The organism is Azoarcus sp. CIB (genome assembly GCF_001190925.1).
Classification (GTDB): domain Bacteria; phylum Pseudomonadota; class Gammaproteobacteria; order Burkholderiales; family Rhodocyclaceae; genus Aromatoleum.
Map to the genome: position 1 here is coordinate 4,423,107 of NZ_CP011072.1, position 18,325 is coordinate 4,441,431.

General features: G+C 67.0%; 19 protein-coding genes. 8 read left to right on the plus strand and 11 right to left on the minus strand.

From position 1 onward, the window contains the following. Positions 1 to 15: 15 nt before the first annotated feature. The 3 genes from AzCIB_RS19810 to AzCIB_RS19820 are packed head-to-tail and all read left to right on the plus strand — an operon-like array spanning position 16 to position 4,092. Positions 16 to 3,186, plus strand: a complete 3,171-nt coding sequence (locus tag AzCIB_RS19810) for an efflux RND transporter permease subunit (protein WP_050417474.1) — start codon at positions 16 to 18, stop codon at positions 3,184 to 3,186. Between the two features lie 58 nt (positions 3,187 to 3,244). Then, positions 3,245 to 3,547, plus strand: coding sequence for a hypothetical protein (locus AzCIB_RS19815; protein ID WP_050417475.1), 303 nt, complete (start codon positions 3,245 to 3,247; stop codon positions 3,545 to 3,547). Continuing rightward, positions 3,544 to 4,092, plus strand: a complete 549-nt coding sequence (locus AzCIB_RS19820) for a hypothetical protein (RefSeq protein ID WP_050417476.1) — start codon at positions 3,544 to 3,546, stop codon at positions 4,090 to 4,092. The genes AzCIB_RS19815 and AzCIB_RS19820 overlap by 4 nt, the downstream gene beginning before the upstream one ends. 103 nt (positions 4,093 to 4,195) lie before the next feature. Here AzCIB_RS19820 and AzCIB_RS19825 read toward each other — a convergent pair whose 3' ends face one another. Then, positions 4,196 to 4,459 carry a type II toxin-antitoxin system RelE family toxin gene (locus tag AzCIB_RS19825; protein ID WP_050417477.1) on the minus strand — a complete coding sequence of 88 codons (264 nt, stop codon included), beginning with the start codon at positions 4,457 to 4,459 and terminating at the stop codon, positions 4,196 to 4,198. Continuing rightward, positions 4,446 to 4,679 carry an RH3 domain-containing protein gene (locus tag AzCIB_RS19830; protein WP_050417478.1) on the minus strand — a complete coding sequence of 78 codons (234 nt, stop codon included), beginning with the start codon at positions 4,677 to 4,679 and terminating at the stop codon, positions 4,446 to 4,448. Before AzCIB_RS19830 ends, AzCIB_RS19825 begins: the two co-directional genes overlap by 14 nt. A gap of 357 nt (positions 4,680 to 5,036) precedes the next feature. Here AzCIB_RS19830 and AzCIB_RS19835 point away from each other — a divergent pair, with 357 nt between their 5' ends. Both AzCIB_RS19835 and AzCIB_RS19840 read left to right on the plus strand, forming a co-directional pair. Next, positions 5,037 to 5,465 carry a pilin gene (locus AzCIB_RS19835; RefSeq protein WP_050418476.1) on the plus strand — a complete coding sequence of 143 codons (429 nt, stop codon included), beginning with the start codon at positions 5,037 to 5,039 and terminating at the stop codon, positions 5,463 to 5,465. A 425-nt stretch (positions 5,466 to 5,890) separates the two neighbouring features. Next, a complete protein-coding gene (locus tag AzCIB_RS19840) occupies positions 5,891 to 6,994 on the plus strand; it encodes a transposase (RefSeq protein WP_050417479.1) in 1,104 nt (367 codons plus the stop codon). Between the two features lie 99 nt (positions 6,995 to 7,093). Here AzCIB_RS19840 and AzCIB_RS19845 read toward each other — a convergent pair whose 3' ends face one another. From AzCIB_RS19845 to AzCIB_RS19870, 6 genes are all read right to left on the minus strand, one after another. Beyond that, positions 7,094 to 7,579 carry a hypothetical protein gene (locus AzCIB_RS19845; protein ID WP_050417480.1) on the minus strand — a complete coding sequence of 162 codons (486 nt, stop codon included), beginning with the start codon at positions 7,577 to 7,579 and terminating at the stop codon, positions 7,094 to 7,096. Beyond that, positions 7,576 to 7,875 (minus strand): nucleotidyltransferase domain-containing protein, encoded by a 300-nt coding sequence (locus AzCIB_RS19850; RefSeq protein ID WP_050417481.1) that lies wholly within the window; start codon positions 7,873 to 7,875, stop codon positions 7,576 to 7,578. The genes AzCIB_RS19845 and AzCIB_RS19850 overlap by 4 nt, the downstream gene beginning before the upstream one ends. 93 nt (positions 7,876 to 7,968) lie before the next feature. Beyond that, on the minus strand, positions 7,969 to 9,360 hold the full coding sequence (locus tag AzCIB_RS19855) for a sigma-54-dependent transcriptional regulator (RefSeq protein ID WP_050417482.1): 1,392 nt from the start codon (positions 9,358 to 9,360) through the stop codon (positions 7,969 to 7,971). After that, positions 9,357 to 10,925 (minus strand): sensor histidine kinase, encoded by a 1,569-nt coding sequence (locus AzCIB_RS19860; protein ID WP_157058538.1) that lies wholly within the window; start codon positions 10,923 to 10,925, stop codon positions 9,357 to 9,359. Before AzCIB_RS19860 ends, AzCIB_RS19855 begins: the two co-directional genes overlap by 4 nt. Positions 10,926 to 10,927: 2 nt before the next feature. Beyond that, entirely contained in the window at positions 10,928 to 11,182 is a 255-nt protein-coding gene (locus AzCIB_RS19865) for a PP0621 family protein (protein ID WP_050417483.1), read from the minus strand. 53 nt (positions 11,183 to 11,235) lie between these two features. After that, on the minus strand, positions 11,236 to 12,393 hold the full coding sequence (locus AzCIB_RS19870) for a pyridoxal phosphate-dependent aminotransferase (protein ID WP_050418478.1): 1,158 nt from the start codon (positions 12,391 to 12,393) through the stop codon (positions 11,236 to 11,238). A 67-nt stretch (positions 12,394 to 12,460) separates the two neighbouring features. Between AzCIB_RS19870 and mtnA the strand changes: the two genes are divergently transcribed. Both mtnA and AzCIB_RS19880 read left to right on the plus strand, forming a co-directional pair. After that, entirely contained in the window at positions 12,461 to 13,528 is a 1,068-nt protein-coding gene (gene mtnA, locus AzCIB_RS19875; RefSeq protein ID WP_050417484.1) for an S-methyl-5-thioribose-1-phosphate isomerase, read from the plus strand. After that, positions 13,525 to 14,178, plus strand: coding sequence for a class II aldolase/adducin family protein (locus AzCIB_RS19880; protein ID WP_050417485.1), 654 nt, complete (start codon positions 13,525 to 13,527; stop codon positions 14,176 to 14,178). The genes mtnA and AzCIB_RS19880 overlap by 4 nt, the downstream gene beginning before the upstream one ends. Positions 14,179 to 14,404: 226 nt before the next feature. Here the strand turns inward: AzCIB_RS19880 and AzCIB_RS19885 are convergent, their stop codons facing one another. Further along, positions 14,405 to 15,283: an NAD(P)-dependent oxidoreductase gene (locus AzCIB_RS19885; RefSeq protein WP_050417486.1), complete on the minus strand. Its 879-nt coding sequence runs from the start codon at positions 15,281 to 15,283 to the stop codon at positions 14,405 to 14,407. Beyond that, positions 15,283 to 16,167, minus strand: a complete 885-nt coding sequence (locus AzCIB_RS19890; protein WP_050417487.1) for a 2-hydroxy-3-oxopropionate reductase — start codon at positions 16,165 to 16,167, stop codon at positions 15,283 to 15,285. The genes AzCIB_RS19885 and AzCIB_RS19890 overlap by 1 nt, the downstream gene beginning before the upstream one ends. A 49-nt stretch (positions 16,168 to 16,216) precedes the next feature. On the opposite strand from AzCIB_RS19890, the gene ybiB reads away from it, so the two are divergent. Further along, positions 16,217 to 17,119 carry a DNA-binding protein YbiB gene (ybiB, locus tag AzCIB_RS19895; RefSeq protein WP_050417488.1) on the plus strand — a complete coding sequence of 301 codons (903 nt, stop codon included), beginning with the start codon at positions 16,217 to 16,219 and terminating at the stop codon, positions 17,117 to 17,119. 241 nt (positions 17,120 to 17,360) lie between these two features. Here ybiB and AzCIB_RS19900 read toward each other — a convergent pair whose 3' ends face one another. Beyond that, positions 17,361 to 18,254: a pirin family protein gene (locus tag AzCIB_RS19900; RefSeq protein WP_050417489.1), complete on the minus strand. Its 894-nt coding sequence runs from the start codon at positions 18,252 to 18,254 to the stop codon at positions 17,361 to 17,363. Positions 18,255 to 18,325: the final 71 nt, after the last annotated feature.

The following is an 18,325-nucleotide window of genomic DNA, read 5'->3' on the forward strand; positions in this document are numbered from 1 at the left end:
TACCGGACAAACAGCATGCTCAACCGCCTCATCGACTGGTCCGCGCGCAACGTCTTCCTCGTCCTGCTCGCGACGCTGTTCGTCAGCGCCGCAGGCCTCTATGCGCTGAAGAACACCCCCGTCGACGCCCTGCCCGACCTCTCCGACGTGCAGGTCATCGTCTACGCCGACTTCCCCGGCCAGGCGCCGCAGGTCGTCGAGGATCAGGTCACCTACCCGCTCACGACCGCGCTGCTCGCGGTGCCCAAGGCCAAGGTCGTGCGCGGCTTCTCGATGTTCGGCGCGTCCTACGTGTACGTAATCTTCGAGGACGGCACCGACATCTACTGGGCGCGCTCGCGCGTGCTCGAGTACCTGTCCTCGGCCGCCGCCCGCATGCCCGCCGGCGTCGCGCCGCAGATCGGCCCGGACGCGACCGGCGTCGGCTGGGTCTATCAATACGCGCTCACCGGCAAGGACCGTTCGCTCGCCGAGCTGCGCAGCCTGCAGGACTGGTACGTGCGCTACCAGCTCACCAAGGCCCACGGCGTCGCCGAAGTCGCGAGCCTCGGCGGCTTCGTCAAGGAATACCAGGTCACCGTCGACCCGCACCGCCTCGCCACCTACGCCATCCCACTCGACCGCGTCGCACAGGTCATCCGCGCCTCCAACCGCGACGTCGGCGGGCGCGTCGTCGAACTGGCCGAAACCGAGTACATGGTGCGCGGCCGCGGCTACCTCAGGAACGCCGAAGACATCGGCAACCTCGTGCTCAAGAGCGAGGGCGGCACGCCGGTGCTGGTGCGCGACATCGCGCGCGTCGAGATGGTGCCGGCCGAGCGGCGCGGCATCGCCGAGCTCAACGGTGAGGGCGAAGTCGCCTCCGGCATCGTCATGGCGCGCTTTGGCCAGAACGCGCTGGAGGTGATCGCCAACGTCAAGGCCAAGATCACCGAGATCTCCGCGGGCCTCCCCGAAGGCACCTCCATCGTCCCGGTCTACGATCGCTCGACGCTGATCGAACGCGCGATCGCCAACCTCAAGACGACGCTGATCGAAGAAAGCGTGATCGTCGCCGCCGTGTGCATCATCTTCCTGATGCACGTCCGCAGCGCGCTGGTCGCCATCATCACCCTGCCGATCGGCATCCTCATCGCCTTCATCGCGATGCATTCCCTCGGCCTCGGCTCCAACATCATGAGCCTGGGCGGCATCGCGATCGCCATCGGCGCGATGGTCGACGCGGCGATCGTGATGATCGAGAACGCCCACAAGCGCCTCGAACAGGTCCCCGACGACGCACCGCATTCCGCGCGCGCCGAAGCGATGATCCGCGCCTGCAAGGAAGTCGGCCCCGCGCTGTTCTTCTCGCTGCTGATCATCACCGTCTCCTTCCTGCCGGTGTTCACGCTCGAAGGCCAGGAAGGCCGCATGTTCTCGCCGCTCGCCTTCACCAAGACCTTCGCGATGGCCGGCGCGGCACTGCTGTCCGTGACGCTCGTGCCCGTGCTGATGATGCTCTTCATCCGCGGCCGCATCATGCCGGAGGCGAAGAACCCGGTGAATCGCGCGCTGATCTGGCTGTACCGCCCCATCATCGCGTGGGTCATGCGCCACCGCTGGCTGACCCTGATCGCCGCTGCGATCTCGATGGCGATCACGATCTTCCCCGCCACCCGCATCGGCGCCGAATTCATGCCGACGCTCAACGAAGGCACCCTCTTCTACATGCCTGCGTCGCTGCCCGGCATGTCGGTCACCAAGGCGGGCGAACTCCTGCAGACCACCGACCGCATCATCAAGACCTTCCCCGAGGTCGAATCCGTCTACGGCAAGGCCGGCCGCGCCAACAGCGCCACCGACCCCGCGCCGCTGGAGATGTTCGAGACCGTCATCAACCTCAAGCCGGAGTCCGAATGGCGTCCCGGCATGACGACCGACAAGCTCATCGCCGAGATGGACGCCGCGCTCAAGTTCCCCGGCGTTGCCAACTCCTGGACCATGCCGATCAAGGCCCGCCTCGACATGCTCTCCACCGGCATCCGCACGCCGATCGGCGTCAAGGTCTTCGGCAAGGACCTCGCCGTCATCGAGCGCCTCGCCCGCGAAGTCGAAGCTGCCGTGCGCGACGTGCCCGGCACCACCAGCGCCTACGCCGAGCGCGTCACCGGCGGCTTCTACCTCGACATCACGCCCGACCGCGCCCAGCTCGCGCGCTACGGCATCACCGTCGACGACTTCCAGATGGTCGTCGCCACCGCCCTCGGGGGCGAACCCGTCACCACCACCGTCGAAGGCCTGGAACGCTACACCGTCGCCGTGCGCTACCCGCGCGACCTGCGCGACGACCCGCGCCGCATCGCATCGGAAGTCTTCGTGCCGCTCCCGGCCGGCGGCAACCTCCCGCTCGGCCAGCTCGCCAAGGTCTCGCTCACCAAGGGTGCCCCCGCGATCCGCACCGAAAACGCGCTCCTCGCCGCCTACGTGTTCGTCGACATCCGCGACCGCGACATCGGCTCCTACGTCGCCGACGCCCGCAAGGCCGTGTCGGAAAAGGTCGACTTCCCCCCCGGCTACTACGCCACCTGGAGCGGCCAGTTCGAATTCATGGAGCGCGCCAAGGAAAAGCTCGTCGTCGTCGTCCCGCTGACGCTCGCGATCATCTTCCTGCTCCTCTACCTCAACTTCCGCCGCCTCACCGAGACCCTCATCGTCATGCTCTCGGTCCCCTTCGCGCTCGTCGGCGGCATCTGGCTGATGTGGTGGCTGGGCTACAACATGAGCGTCGCGGTCGCGGTGGGCTTCATCGCGCTCGCGGGGGTGGCCGCCGAAACCGGCGTCGTCATGCTCATCTACCTCGACCACGCCTGGGAAGCCATCCGCGCCAAACGCGTCGCCGAAGGCCGCCAACCCGACGCCAACGACCTCTACCACGCGATCATGGAAGGCGCCGTCGAGCGCGTCCGCCCCAAGATGATGACGGTGGTCGCGATCATCGCGGGTCTCTTGCCCATCATGTGGGGCACGGGCACCGGCAGCGAGGTCATGAGCCGCATCGCCGCCCCGATGGTCGGCGGCATGCTGTCCTCGACGGTGCTGACGCTGGGCGTGATTCCGGCGATCTATGCGCTAGTGAAGGAGTGGCGGCTGCGGCGGGAGCTGGAATCGGGAGATCGAGTCGGCGAACAGCGGCAGCACGCGGTATGATGGATTCGACTCACCATCTGCCGCACCAAGCTGCGTTTGCCGACTCGTGACCCCGCCGATGCGCCTCTCTCCCGAACAAATTGCCACCGTTCTGAGCATCGCCCACGAAGTGATGGGAGACGACGTCACGGTCAGCGTTTTCGGCTCGCGCCTGGACGACGACCGCCGCGGCGGTGACCTCGACGTCCTCGTGGAAACCGCTGAACGACGGCCCCTGCTGCAACGTGCAGAGCTCAAGCTCCGCCTGGAAGCCGCCCTGGACATCCCGGTCGACATTCTCGCCTGCGCGCGCAACACCGAAGCAACCCCATTCCAGGCGCTGGCAATGGCACGCGCCGTCAGACTGGAGTCCCCGCGTTGAGCCACGATCTGCTCGAAGCCGAACGCAAGCACCTGGCCAATTTGCTCGAAGCGATCCAGCGTTGTGTGTTCTTCCTGCACGAATCGGAATCGAAACACGCCTGGCCTCTCGCCGGTGCGCAGCTGGTAATCCGCAAGAAAGATGTCGCCCTGTTCGAGTCGCTGGCCGCGATCAACGAGCGCTTCGCCAAACTGCAGGACACCCTCGCTGCCGCAATGCGGCATAGCGCCTTGCTGATGGGGGAGCCCACGGACAGCTTCCTGAGGGTACTGGCGCACTTCGAGAAACTGGGCGTAATCGACTCCACCTCCGATTGGCAACGCAGCCGTGCCGCACGCAATCTTGCGGCGCACGACTATGAAACGGACTACGACGACATTGCCGAGCATTTCAATGCGCTGCACGAGCTAACTGGCATGCTTTACGCCGCTGCGCGCCGGCTCACAGACTCGTGCTGGCAGACGCTGCAGATCGGGCCCGTCAGCGCAGATTTCTCGACCGAATTCGGGCGCATCACCGCGCAGTGGGGAGCTCAGGCGGCCTGACTGGAGGTCGATTTCGTGGCGGAAATTGGAGTCTGACCCCATTTCCCGTATCTGCGCTCGGCTCTCGATCGACCTGCTCGTCGCCCGATTCCCCTCTGACAATTCACAACCCGCGATAGATCTCGCGCCGGTGACCGATCTTGATGACCTCGACCACTACCGTGTCATCGTCGATCGAATACACGATACGGTAGTCGCCCTGCCGCACCCGATACAACTCGTGGCCCGCGAGCTTTTCGCTATCCGGCGGACGGGGATTGTCGCGGAGGAGCTCCGCGCGGGCGAGGATGCGGTTCACGCCTTCGCGCGGAACTCCCCGCAAGTCCTTCGCCACGGATCGCTTGAAGCGAAGCTCAAAGCGTTCCATCCGCCTTCAACTGCGCCAGAAACGCCTCATAGGTCAACGAAGGTTCTTTGACGCGTTGCGCCACCGCGGAAAGATCTTCCTCATCCTCGCGCAACGATTCGCGCACTGCATCGGCAACGATGTCCGAAATCGAACGGTGCGTGGCCGCCGCCTTCAGGCGCAGCGCCCTGTGCAAGGCAGGATCCATATATACCGTGGCGCGTGCTTGTACCGAGGCCATGTCCATTACTCCCGAATGATTCTGCACTTTAACGCCAAAACGTTTAGACAACAAGCAAGCGACGGCGCCTCAGGTGACACGCACTGGACAACGTCCCGGACGACCGCGTGACATTGTCAAATCCTGACAACGAACCCGGCGCCCTTTGTCCCGGCTTGACGTAAATTGTGACAATTTTCACGGATACAGACGGAGGAGGAAGCACCGCCGGCGGACGTGGAACGGCGACATGTCCTTGTGTTTGTGGGCGTTTCGTGGATTCCGGACGTGGCAGGCGCGGACTTCGCGGAAGCTGGCACAGCCGTTGCGTTAGGGATACCAAGCGGGTTTTCCGTGGTTTCCATCAAGGAGCGCATCATGAAAAAGGTCCAGCAAGGCTTTACCCTGATCGAACTGATGATCGTTGTGGCGATTATCGGTATTTTGGCTGCTGTGGCGCTGCCGGCGTATCAGGATTACACGATCCGGGCGCGTGTTTCGGAGGCTTTGGTCCAAGCCGCGCCGGCAAAACTCGCCGTTGCCGAAACCGCGGCTGCGCTCGGTGGCCTCGCCAACGTCACGGCAGCCAATAGCGGCTTTGCGTTTAGCGGTACGACGAACGTCAAATCGGTCGACATTACGGATGCAACGGGCGTCATCACTGTAGTCACTCAGGCTACAGGCGCAGCGGTCGATCCGGCATTTACGCTGACCCCCACGCCCGGCGCGTCGACCGACGACCCGCTCACTTGGGCGTGCGCCAAAACGGCTGGCGAGACGAAGCACCTGCCTGCAACCTGCCGTTAAGCTAGAAAGGAATTAAATGGGGGTCAGACTCGATTTCCTACTAGCCTGACTTGGCAACACCGAAAAAGACCGCTGCGGCGGTCTTTTTCATTGAAAGAAGGAAACAAAGCTAGCGTAGGGCGGAAAAGCGAAGCGCCTTCCGCCGCATGAAAGAAGGGACCGCCTCGGCGGCCCCTTCTGCTTTTTGGACGAGGGAACCAAGGGGCACCCACTTTGTTTCCCACTTAAACAAAGGGACACCCACTTTGTCTCCCGCACCGTGTTACGCTAACGGCATAAGCAGGAGACCCGCCGTGACTCGCGCCCGCTCAGCCCTTGTTTCGTTAGCCGACACCCCTTGGTACCACGTCGTCTCACGAAACAAAGGGACACCCACTTTGTCTCCTGCACCGTGTTACGCTAACGGCATAAGCAGGAGACCCCCCGTGACTCGCGCCCGCTCAGCCCTTGTTTCGTTAGCCGACACCCCTTGGTACCACGTCGTCTCACGCTGCGTGCGGCGCGCGTTCCTGTGCGGCAAGGACCATTACTCCGATCGCTGCTTCGAGCATCGCCGAGGCTGGATCGTCGATCGAGTCAAGCAACTCTCCGCCGTGTTCGCCATCGATGTCGCGGCCTATGCGGTCATGAGCAACCATTACCATCTCGTGGTGCGCGTCGACGCCGAGCGCGCCACCAGCTGGAGCCGCGACGAGGTCCTGCAACGCTGGACGCAACTCTTCGACGGCCCGCCTGCAGTGCGATCCTTCCTGGCAGGTCGTGGCAACACGCTGGACGCTGCCACCTTGCGCGCCATTGAAGAAATCGCCGAAAAATACCGTGCGCGGCTGCATGACTTGTCGTGGTTCATGCGGATGCTCAATGAATCCATTGCGCGACAAGCCAACGCGGAGGACGAAGTCACGGGCCGCTTCTGGGAAGGCCGCTTCAAGAGCCAGGCACTACTCGACGAGCAGGCCATCCTGTCGGCCATGACCTATGTCGATCTGAACCCTATTCGCGCACAAATGGCCGACACGCCCGAACGCTCGGCGTTCACCTCCGTCGCGGAACGCATCGGCGACCTGACGCGCCCGCCCTCCACCATTTCCGCGACGACCGCTTCGCCTGCCGCCTCCGCCCTCGCACCCCCTCGCGCTGCCGGAGCCCCTGATTCATCGGCGGGGCCGCGCAGCGAGACAAAATTCACCTCGCTGCCCAAACAGCCTTTGATGCCTTTTGATGCCACGGCCCGGTTGTACGCGGCGATCCCCTTTGCCCTTGACGACTACCTCGAACTCGTCGAGACCGCAGGGCGCTGCCTGCGTTCCGACAAGCGCGGTGCCATCCCGATACAAACATCCAAACTGCTCGACCGGCTCGGCATCACCCCCGATCAGTTCATCACCTGCACTACGAGCTTGATGCGGCAATTCGGCAGTGCGGTCGGTGCTCCGGCAAGCCTGCTGCAATTGTGCACAGCACGGCAGATCAAGTACCTGCGGGGGATGGCTGCCGCGAGAGGGATGTTCGAGCGCAAGGCCGCGTGATCGAAGATCGCGCGGGACGCGACCTTGCCGTGGACGATCTTCAGGTCAGCGATCGCCAACCAAGCCTCGCGCCCGTCATCGAGCAGCCATGGAGGCTTTCTATTCCTCGCGGCGCGGCAGATTGCGCGCCACATAATCACGAATCGCGCGGAAAGTCTTGCTCAACTCGCCGGCGAGTTCGCGCGCCTTGCCCAGTGCGGCGGCAAGTTCCGCGGAATCGTCGACATATTCATGCACAAGGCGGTTGCGCAACATGCGCATCCCCAGCCAAGCCTCGGGGTCGGTCACGAAATTCAGCCGATGGGCGAGGTTGAGGTTGTCCAACGCGGTACTGCTGCGCTCGCCAATCGCCACGAGAAAGGTCGGCAAGAGCTTGTCCATCATCGTGTCTTGCATGCGCGAAAACTTGCCGACAAAAGATTCGAGCCGGTCTATCCCTTCCGGCGCAGCGAGGACGCCTTCGAGCCATGCCGCAGTGACCTGCCCGCAACCGCCGAACAGACGCGAGGACACGCCCAGAAGGTGCACCTCCTCGCGCCCGACCAGTTCCAGCAGGTACCAAAGACGTGCCGCCGGTCCGTTCACAGCCTGACCCCTTGGCGCAGTGCCTCACGGTCGATCGGACGCAAGGGAGTTCCCCTTCGGTGCACCACGATGTCAATCCGCTGCTCGCCGAGTTCGCGCTGCAGACTCGCGTAAAACCGCAATTGCCGCTCCAGGACTTCAGCCGCGTCGCCATCCAGTTCGACGTACAGATCGATATCGCCCCCCCGCGCGGCGTCGTCCACGCGGGAGCCAAACAACCACACCTCCGCTTGCTCACCCAGCACACGGGCGGCAGCGTTTCGAATCTGCAAGCGCTGTTGGTCGGTAAGACGCATGGGACAAGTCTATCACCGGGAAACCGGAGCGTGTCCCGGCGCAATCAGCAAACAAACAAAGGGACGGGCAGCCGCGATCTGCCTCCTGTTCTCTTACTCCATCCCCCACTTCTGCAAGCGGTAGCGCAACTGCCTGAGTGTCATCCCCAGGCGCCGCGCAGCCTCGGAGCGGTTCCAGCGGGTCTCGTCGAGCATCCGCAGAATCCGTACGCGCTCGTCCTCGCCGTCCTCGTTGCTATCGACATCCGGATCAACGACGCACGAGTCCGCCGCCCCGAGTGCCCGGAAAGGCTGGGCAATGCCTTCGGTCGGATGCAGGTCGATGTCGCCGGCACGGATTTCGTCGCCGTCGCATAGCGCGCAGGCGCGTTCGAGCAGGTTTTCGAGTTCGCGAACGTTGCCGGGAAAGGCGTGCTGCTTCAGCGCGGCGCTGGCGTCGGGCGCCAGGCGGTGCGGCGGGACGCCGTCGCGCTCGGCGAGCCGCGCGAGGATGTGCCCGGCAAGCTCGGGGACGTCCTCCGGGCGTTCGCGCAGCGGGGGCACCCGCAGCGTGATGACGTTGATGCGGAAGTAGAGGTCCTGGCGGAACTTGCCGTCGGCGACGAGTTGCGCGAGGTCGCGGTGCGAGGCGGACAGGATGCGGACGTCGACGGATTCTTCTGTGTGGGCACCGACGGCGCGCACCGCACGCTCCTGAATCGCGCGCAGCAGCTTCACCTGCATCGCCAGCGGCAGGTCGGCGACCTCGTCGAGGAACAGGGTGCCGCCGCGCGCAGCCTGGAAGAGGCCGTCCTTGTCGAATACGGCGCCGGTGAAGGCGCCCTTGCGGTGACCGAAGAACTCGCTTTCCATGAGTTCGGGCGGAATGGCGCCGCAGTTGACCGGCACGAACGGAGCCGACGCGCGCGGCCCCAGATCGTGGATGAGGCGGGCGATCACTTCCTTGCCGGTGCCGGATTCGCCCTGGATGAAGACCGGCGCCTGGTTGCGCGCGAGCTTGGCGATCTGCGCACGCAGGTGCTCCAGTGCCGGGGAGCTGCCGATGAGCGTGCGCGCCGTGCCGCCGGCGCCGGGCGTCGGTGCCGCCGCGCTCTGCAGTTTCAGCGCGTGGCTGACCAGCTCGCGCAGGGCCTTGAGTTCAACGGGTTTGGTGACGAAATCGAAGGCGCCGCACTTCAGCGCGCGGATCGCGGTTTCGATGCTGCCGAAGGCGGTGATCACCGCGACGGGCAGGCCCGGAGCGTGCGACTGGATGTGCGCGACGAGCTCCAGGCCGTCACCGTCGGGCAGGCGCATGTCGGTGAGGCACAGGCGGTAGTTTCTCTCGCCGAGCAGGCGACGCGCCTCCTCAACGGTCCCGGCCGTATCGCACGCGAGCCCCATGCGCAGCAGCGAGAGCTCCAGAACTTCGCGGATGTCCTCCTCGTCGTCGACGACCAGGACGTCGATTCCGGCAGGGCGGTTGCGTCGTTCGGGTGTGTTCATGGCTGACTCCGTCCGGTGAGCACGAAATGGGCGCCGGGCGCATTGTCGCGCATTTCGAGCGTGGCGCCATTGGCTTCGGCCAGCTCGCGGGAGATGTAGAGGCCCAGCCCGGTACCCTTGGGGTGCGTCGTGAAGAAGGGTTCGAACAGGCGCGGGCGGTCGGCCTCGGCGATGCCGGGGCCGTCGTCGACGACATGCACGGCGACCCGTCCGCCGCCCTCGACGCGCGCATACACATGCACCGAACCGGGCGCACCCGAGCAGTAGCGGCGGGCGTTGCCGATCAGGTTGTCGAGGATCTGGTGCATGTGGGCCCGGTCGATCGCGAAGGTGGCGTCGCCGGGGATGTCCAGCGCGAAGACCTGGCGCTCGGCACCGCCGCTCAGGGCAAACTCGTCGAGCAGGCCGCACGCGAAGGACGCCAGCGGCAATGCCTCGGGCACCGTCTCCTCGCGCCGTCCCAGCGCCAGCACGTCGCGGATCATCCGCTCGATCCGGCGGGCGTTGTCGTTGATGATGCGCACGAGGCGTACCTGAACTTCACCGCGCTTCTCCTCCGTCAACAGTTCGGCCGCCTGCGTGACGGCAGACAGCGGATTGCGGATCTCGTGCGCCATGCTGGCCGTGAGGCGCCCCAGCGCGGCCAGCTTGAGCTGCTGGATATGGGTCTGGATTTCCTCGAAATCGGTGAGATAGATCACCGTCTCGCCGCCCACGGCGCCCTGCCCGTCGATGTCGTCCTGCGCGCCGACGGCACGGCAACGCAGCAGTTTGCCACCCGGCCCCAGGCGGCGCAGGCTGCCTTCGGGAACGCTGCAGCAGGCAGGCACTTCGGCAAAATTCTCGTCAACGTCGGTCAGCCGCAGACCATCGACGCTGGTCAGCCCCAGCAGCTCCGCGGCGCGCGGGTTGGCTTGGCTGACGACGCCGTCCGCGGCAACCACCAGCACGCCGTCCTGCATGTCGTGGATGATGCGCTCGTTGACGGCCTGCTGCTTGGCGAGCGCCTCGCCGCGCTGCACCGCCAGCGATTCGTTGGCCTTCGCGCGCAGCGCGAGGAAGCGCGCCGTGATCGCGATGCCGAAGAAGGCGGTGCAGACGAAAGCGACCTGCACGAAGTCCGCCGCCCGCTCGCCGGCGATCTGCCGCCAGACGTTCTCGGCCAGGACTGCGACCGTCGCGAGCGCGGCGTAGAAGAGCACCATGCGCCCTTGCGCAACGAGGCCGGCCCCGGCAAGCACCACCATCATCAGCACCGGCATGCCGCTGCGGTAGCCGCCGCTGGCCCACATCATCGCGGAGAGGACGCCGATGTCGATGACGACTTGCAGGGTGATGACGCGGTCGACACCAAAACGCCGCGCCGCATCGGGGAATCCGAGCGCCAGCACGGCGGCGAGATAGGCTAATGCCGCGGCGTTGAAGACTTGCGGGGCATCCGAACCCAGATTGAGCTCGAGGCCCGCGACGACGAAGAGTCCGGCGAGGATCAGGCGGAAGAGGTTCAGGTAGCGCAGGGGCCCCCTGCGCTCGAGGTCACGGCGTTCGTCCGCGGCGGCCTGCATCCTCAGGATTCCCGGTGACGCGCGCCCAGCCGGCGATGCTCCTCGCAGCAGAAGAAGAGCTCCCCGTCGCGAACGCCTTCGCTTTCCGGCACGTGCACACCGCAATGGTCACAGCCGAGCATGCGTTCGAGCGCGCCTTTCCGGCCCTCGCCGGCCTGCTTTCCGGCCGACCCGCTCCCGTCACGCGACCGGTTCAGGGCACGACGCACCCACCAGATGCCGACCAGAACGAGGACGAAGAGGAGCAGGTTTCGCACGATGAAGGACGTGAGCGGGATATGAGCCGCAGGAGTTTAGCACGCGGCCCGCGTCAGACCTGCCGCAGGCGTTCGCAGGCTGCCGCCAGCGTCGCCTCGTTCTTCGCGAAGCAGAAGCGGATCACACGCTCGTCGCGGCCGTCGGCGAAGAAGGCGGACACGGGAATCGCCGCGACGCCCGTCGCGCGCGTGAGTCGCTGCACGAAGGCGGTATCGGGTTCGTCGGAGATCGCGCCGTAGCGCGCGAGCTGGAAATAGGTACCGGACGAAGGCAGCAGCTCGAAGCGCGAGCCGGCGAGCGCATCGCGGAAGAAGTCGCGTTTTCCCTCGTAGAAGGCGGCGAGCTTCTCGTGACGTGAGGCGTCCGCCATGTAGTCGGCCAGCGCGAGTTGCACCGGCGTATTCACGGTGAACACGTTGAACTGATGCACCTTGCGGAATTCCGCCATCAGCTCACGCGGCCCGACAACGTACCCGACCTTCCAGCCGGTGATGTGGTAAGTCTTGCCGAAGCTCGACACGATGAGGCTGCGCGCGGCCAGTTCCGGATGACGGGCGCAGCTCTCATGACGCCGGCCGTCGAAGACGATGTGCTCGTAGACCTCGTCCGAGACGATCACGATGCCCGTCCCGTGCGTCAGCGCCGCCAGCCGCGCCATGTCGCCCGCCGTCCACACCGTCGCCGTCGGGTTGTGCGGGCTGTTGATCATGATCATGCGCGTGCGCGGCGTGATCGCCTCGGCCACCGCGCCCCAGTCCGGCCGGTAGTCGGGGGCAGTCAGGTGCATGCGTACGACACGACCGCCCTGCAGCTCGATCGCCGGGGCGTACGAGTCGTACACCGGCTCGAACACGATGACCTCGTCGCCTGGATGCACCAGCGCCGCGACCGCGGTGAACAGCGCCTGCGTCGCACCGGCCGTCACGGTGACCTCGGCCTCGGCGTGGTATTCCGTGCCGTAGAGGGCGGCCACCTTGCCCGCGATCGCCTCGCGCAGCGGTGCCACGCCAGCCATCGGTGCGTACTGGTTGTGCCCCGCGCGCATCCAGTGCGCGACCCGCTCGAACAGCACGTCCTCAGCGTTGAAATCCGGGAATCCCTGTGACAGGTTGATCGCCCCGCATTCCTGCGCGAGGCGAGACATCACGGTGAAGATCGTGGTGCCGACGTTCGGCAGGCGGGATTCGACGGGGGCGGGGAAGTGCGGCATGGCATCGGGCTCTTGTTCGGCGAAGCGAAACATTCTGGCAGACCCGCCGCGCAGATAAAATGGCGCGATGTTTACCCAGCCCATTCCCACGATCCGCCGTGACGGCGACGCCGCCGTCATCCTCGACCAGACCCTGCTGCCGCACGCGTGCGAACTGCGCCGCCTGACAACGCTCGAAGAGGTCGCGACCGCTATCCACTCGATGCAGGTGCGCGGGGCCCCGCTCATCGGCGCGACCGCCGCCTATGGCGTTGCGATCGCCCTCATCACCGACGCGAGCGACGCGCGCCTCGACCATGCGCTGACGACCCTCGCGGCAACTCGGCCGACCGCGGTGAATCTGCACTGGGCGCTCGGACAGATGCGCGAACGCCTGCACTCCCTGGCAGCGACCGAACGCTCCGCGGCGGCCTGGCGCGAAGCCGAAGCGATCCACCGCAACGACGCCGAGATGTGCGCGGCGATCGGCGGGCACGGTTACGCAATCCTCGAACGCCTGGCCGCCGGACTCGGCCGCCCGCTGCGCGTCATGACCCACTGCAACGCCGGCTGGCTCGCCACCTGCGGCGCCGGCACCGCGCTCGCGCCCGTATATGAGGCACAGGCGCGCGGACTCGCGGTCGAGGTGTGGGTCAGCGAGACGCGGCCGCGCAACCAGGGCCTCCTCACCGCGTGGGAACTGCGCGAAGCGGGCGTGCCGCTGCGCCTCATCGCCGACAACGCGGCCGGCATCCTCCTCGCACGGGGCGAGGTCGACGTGGTGATCACCGGCGCCGACCGCGTGGCAGCCAACGGTGACGCCGCGAACAAGGTCGGCACCTATCTCAAGGCGCTGGCCGCGCGCGAGCACGGCGTGCCCTTCTACATCGCTGCCCCGTTCTCGACCGTCGATTTCGGCTGCGCCGACGGCCACGCGATCCCGATCGAGGACCGCGGCCCGACGGAGGTGTGCACGGTGCTCGGGCTCGACAGCGACGGCGCGGTGAAGACCCTGCGCCTCGCGCCCGAAACCACCGCCGCGGCCAACCCCGCTTTCGACGTGACGCCTGCCCAGTGCATCACCGGCATCATCACCGAGCGCGGCGTGTGCGCCCCCGGGCGGCTGCGCGATCTGTATCCGGACGCGGCGCGATGAGCCTCATCGTCGATATCAAGCTGCGCGAGCAACTCCTCGCGACCGCGCGCGCGATGAGCACGACCGGACTCAACACCGGCACCGCGGGCAACGTCAGCGTGCGCATTGACGGTGGCATGCTGATCACCCCCAGCGGCATGCCCCCTTCAACCTGCATGCCGGACGACATGGTGATCGTCGCCGAGGACGGGGCGGCCAGCGGTCGCCTCGCGCCCTCGAGCGAGTGGCGCTTCCACCACGACCTCTACGCGCGACGGCCCGAAGCGGGCGCGATCGTCCACGCGCACGCGCCCTTCGCGACCTCGCTCGCCTGCCAGCGCGTCGAGATCCCGCCCTTCCACTACATGATCGCGCGCTTCGGCGCCAACACCGTGCGCTGCGCGCGCTACGCGACCTTCGGCACGCAGGCACTGTCGGACAACATCCTCGCCGCGATGGAGGGACGCTCGGCCTGCCTGATGGCGAACCACGGCATGCTCGTGTTCGGCCGCGATCTCGACAATGCGCTCGATCTCGCGATCGAGTTCGAGACCCTATGCGAGCAGTACTGGCGCACCCGCCAGATCGGCGAGCCGGTGCTGCTGTCGGATGAGGAGATGGCCGAGGTCGTCGAGCGCTTCCGCTGGTACGGCAAGCCGCGGTCGGGCTAGTACTGGATTAGCAGGTTCCTTCCCCTTCAAGGGGGCGGAGCAGGGGTTTCGGCGAGCACTGCTCGCCGCCTGCAGAGCGGCGAGGTGCAGCCGAGACTACTGGACAGGATGGGGATGGGTTTCTTGCGGACGCTGCGGAGTCCACCCATCCCCACCCCACCCCTCCCCTTGAGGGGAGGGAGCTACGCTGTGCCAACTTGAATGCCGCACAGCATGTAGCACTGCACTAAGCAGCCCTCCCGCTGGAGGCCTCCAGCACGCGGAGCAGGCTCGACGTGTCGTCGTGCGCGCCGCCCTGCGACATCAACGCGTTGAGCTGCTGCCACACCTGCGCGGCGACCGGCAGCGGCGTACCGAGGCGGGCGGCCTCGTCCATCAGGATGCCGAAGTCCTTGTGATGCAGGCGCGCCTCGATGCCGGCGGCGAAATCACGCCGCAGCATGCGGTCACCCATCACGTCGAGCATGCGCGACGATGCCGAGCCGCCCATCAGGGCCTCGCGCACGCGCGACGCATCGACGCCGTGCGCCTGCGCGAGCAGCATCGCCTCGGCACAGGCCTGGATCGCCGCGACCATCACCATCTGGTTGCACGCCTTGGCGACCTCGCCGGCGCCGTTGTCACCGACATGCACGACCGCGCGGGCGAAGCAGTCCAGCAGCGGACGCACGCGCTCCAGCACCGCCGCGTCGCCGCCGACCATCATCGCAACCGTTCCCGCCTCGGCCGCGACCGACCCGCCCGAGACCGGCGCGTCCAGCATCGCCGCCCCGCGTGCGGCCAGCGCGGCCGCGACGCGGCGCGTCGTACCGGGCGCGATGGTGCTCATGTCCACGTGCACCCAGCCGGGCCGCGCGCCTTCGACGAACCCGCCCTCGCCCAACGCGACGCGCTCGACGTCCTCGCTGGTCGTGATGATCGTGAAGGCGACGTCAGTGGCCGCGGCGAGTTCGGCCGGTGTCGCGTGCACGACCGCGTCGGTGCCGGCGAAGGGTGCGACGCTTTCGGGGCGGCGTGCCCACAGGTGCAGCCGGTGGCCGGCGCGCTGCAGATGTTGCGCCATCGGGCGCCCCATCGCGCCCAAGCCGACGAAACCAACCTCCATCAGTCCTGCCCCTCCCCGCCGCTCATGCGTTCGAGGAGCTTCAGCATCGCGATCGAATCGTTCTCACCCAGCCCGCTGCCGACCATCGCATTGAGCATCTGCGCGGTCGCGGCCGAGGTCGGCAGCGCGAGGCCGAGGCGATGAGCCTCTTCCATCACGATGCGCAGGTCCTTCTGGTGCATCCACGCCTTGAAGCCGGGCTTGAAGTTGCGGTCGAGCATGCGCTGTCCGTGGTTCTCCAGCACGCGCGAATAGGCAAAGCCGCCGAGCAGCGCCTCGCGCACCTTGCCGGCATCGACGCCGCTCTTCCGCGCAAAGTTCATCGCCTCCGCCACGGCCGCGACGCCGACGCCGGTGAGGATCTGGTTGCACGCCTTCGCGACCTGGCCGGCGCCGCTCGCCCCGATCAGCGACACGGTCTTGCCCATCGCCTCGAACACAGGCTTCACGCGCTCGAACGCTGCCGCGTCACCTCCGACCATGATCGTGAGGTTCGCGTTGATTGCGCCGACTTCGCCGCCCGATACCGGCGCGTCCAGCATCTCGATGCCGCGCGCCTTGAGCTTCGCCGCGATGGCCTGCGCCGCGGCCGGGGCGATCGTGCTCATGTCGACGAAGATCAGCCCCGGGCGGGCGCCTTCCGCGACACCTTGGGGGCCGAGTGCGACGTGCTCGACGTCGGGCGCATCCGCGACCATCGTGATGACCACTTCGACGCGCGACGCGACCTCCGCCGCACTCGCGCAGTCGCCCGCGCCGGCGTCGAGCAGCGGCTGCATCGACTCGCGCCGACGACTCCACACATGCACCTTGTGACCGGCCTTCATCAGGTTCAGCGCCATCGGGCGCCCCATCAGGCCGAGGCCGACGAATCCGACTTCCATTTCGATTCTCCTGTGGCTGGAACGCGCATGGCGACGCATAATCTTCGCCATGACCTACGCCCCCATCATCAAGGAAATCGGCCGTGGCGCCAAGGGCGCGCGCGACCTCGACGCCGCCCAGGCGGAGCAGCTGTTCGGCGACATGCTGGACGGCAAGGTGCCGGACCTGGAGCTGGGCGCGATCGTCGTGTCGCTGCGCATCAAGAGCGAGTCGCGCGACGAGCTGCTGGGCTTCAAGCGCGCGATCGACGCCCGCTGCCCGCAGCTCGCGGTGCCGCCAGGCCCGCGCTGCGTGGTCCTGCCGACCTACAACGGCGCGCGCCGCCAGGCCAACCTGATGCCGCTCGTCGCGCTGCTGCTCGCGCGCGAAGGGGTGCCGGTGCTGATCCAGGGGCGGCACGATTTCGAGTCGCGCGTGAGTCCGTTCGAACTGCTCGCGGCGCTCGGCATCGGCGAAGCGCACCGCGAGCTCGCCGGAAAACGCATCGCCTGCCTGCGCCTGGACGAACTGCTGCCGGGGCTCGATCGCCTGCTCGCGCTGCGCCTACGCCTGGGCGTGCGGGGAAGCGGGCACACGATGGCGAAGCTTGTGGACCCATGCATCGGCCGCAGCGTGCGGGTGGTCGCGGTCACGCACCCGGAGTATGTCGAACGCATGAACGAACTCCTAATCGTGGACGGCGGACGGGCGCTGCTGATGCGCGGCACCGAGGGCGAGGCCTACGCGAATCCGCGCCGGCGGCCGGCGATGCAGGTGTTCCGTGATGGGGTCGCGGAGCTCGGCTGGACTGCGGAAGAAGGCGGCGCGCCGCCGCTGGACGGGCTGCCGGATGCGCCGGCGGTAGAAGAGAATGCCGCGCTGATCCGCGCGATGCTGGCCGGCGAGGTCCCGGTTCCGCAACCGGTGCTCGATCAGGCCGCGCTGCTCGTGCGGCTCGCCACCGAAGCCTGAACACGTCAGGAGGCGAGGGAATCGTAGGGCGGGAGGAGCGCAGCGCATCCCGCCAATCCAAGCGCGGGAATCCGCCCGACCGCCGCGTGGCGGGATACGCCTTCGGCTACTCCCGCCCTACGAAAGCTGAGTGCGCCCGGCAGGAGAGACCTCAACCGCGACGGAAGCTCAGGGAGGGGAAACTCCCGCCGCGGCTAAAGTCTCTCCTGCCGGGCGCAGGATCGTGGCTTGCGACTCGACCTCAGCCGGCGATCGGCGCGAACCGTCCGTCGCGGTAGTCCGCCAGCGCCTGGTGGATCTCGGCCTGCGTGTTCATCACGAAGGGGCCGTACTGCGCGATCGGCTCGCCCAGCGGGCGACCGGCGATCAGCAGCACGCGCGCCGGAACGTCGCCCGCTTCGATCACGACGCCATCCGCCGCCGCCTCGTTCGCGAGGATCGCCATGCGCTGCACCACCACCTGCGTGCCGGCGACCGTGACGTCACCGCGATACACGTAGATGAAGGCGTTGTGTTCCGTCGGCAGGGACTGCGCGAAGCGGGCGCCCGCGGGCAGATGGATGTCGAGGTAGATCGGCGCAGTGGCGTCTCGCGTCACCGCGCCTTCGACACCGTGGCTCCCGCCGGCGATCACGGTCACCTCGGCGCCGGCCGCGGTCGTGAAGGTCGGCAGCTCGCCCGCGGCGAAGTCCCGGTACCACGGCGCGCACATCTTGTCGCGCCCGGGCAGGTTCAGCCACAGCTGGAAGCCTTCCATCACGCCCTCTTCCTGCTCGGGCAGCTCCGAGTGAATCACGCCGCTGCCGGCCGTCATCCACTGCACGCCGCCGTTCTCGAGCAAGCCCTCGTGGCCCGCGCTGTCGCGGTGGCGCATGCGGCCGGCGATCATGTAGGTGACGGTCTCGAAGCCGCGGTGCGGATGGTCCGGGAAGCCCGCGATGTAGTCGCCCGGATCGTTGCTGCCGAAGGCGTCGAGCATCAGGAAGGGGTCGAGGCGACGCTGCAGCGGCTGGGTGAGCACGCGGGTGAGCTTCACGCCCGCCCCGTCGGAGGTGGCCTGCCCGGCCACGAGCCGTTCGACGCCGCGTGAGCGGGTGACGTCTTCGCTGCTGCGTTGCTGTTGCGTGTCAGACATGGTCTTGTCCTCCGTGTTGGGATCGGGGGTGCTCTCTGTATTTTTCCCGGCGGCAGATCTATGCGTCCGGC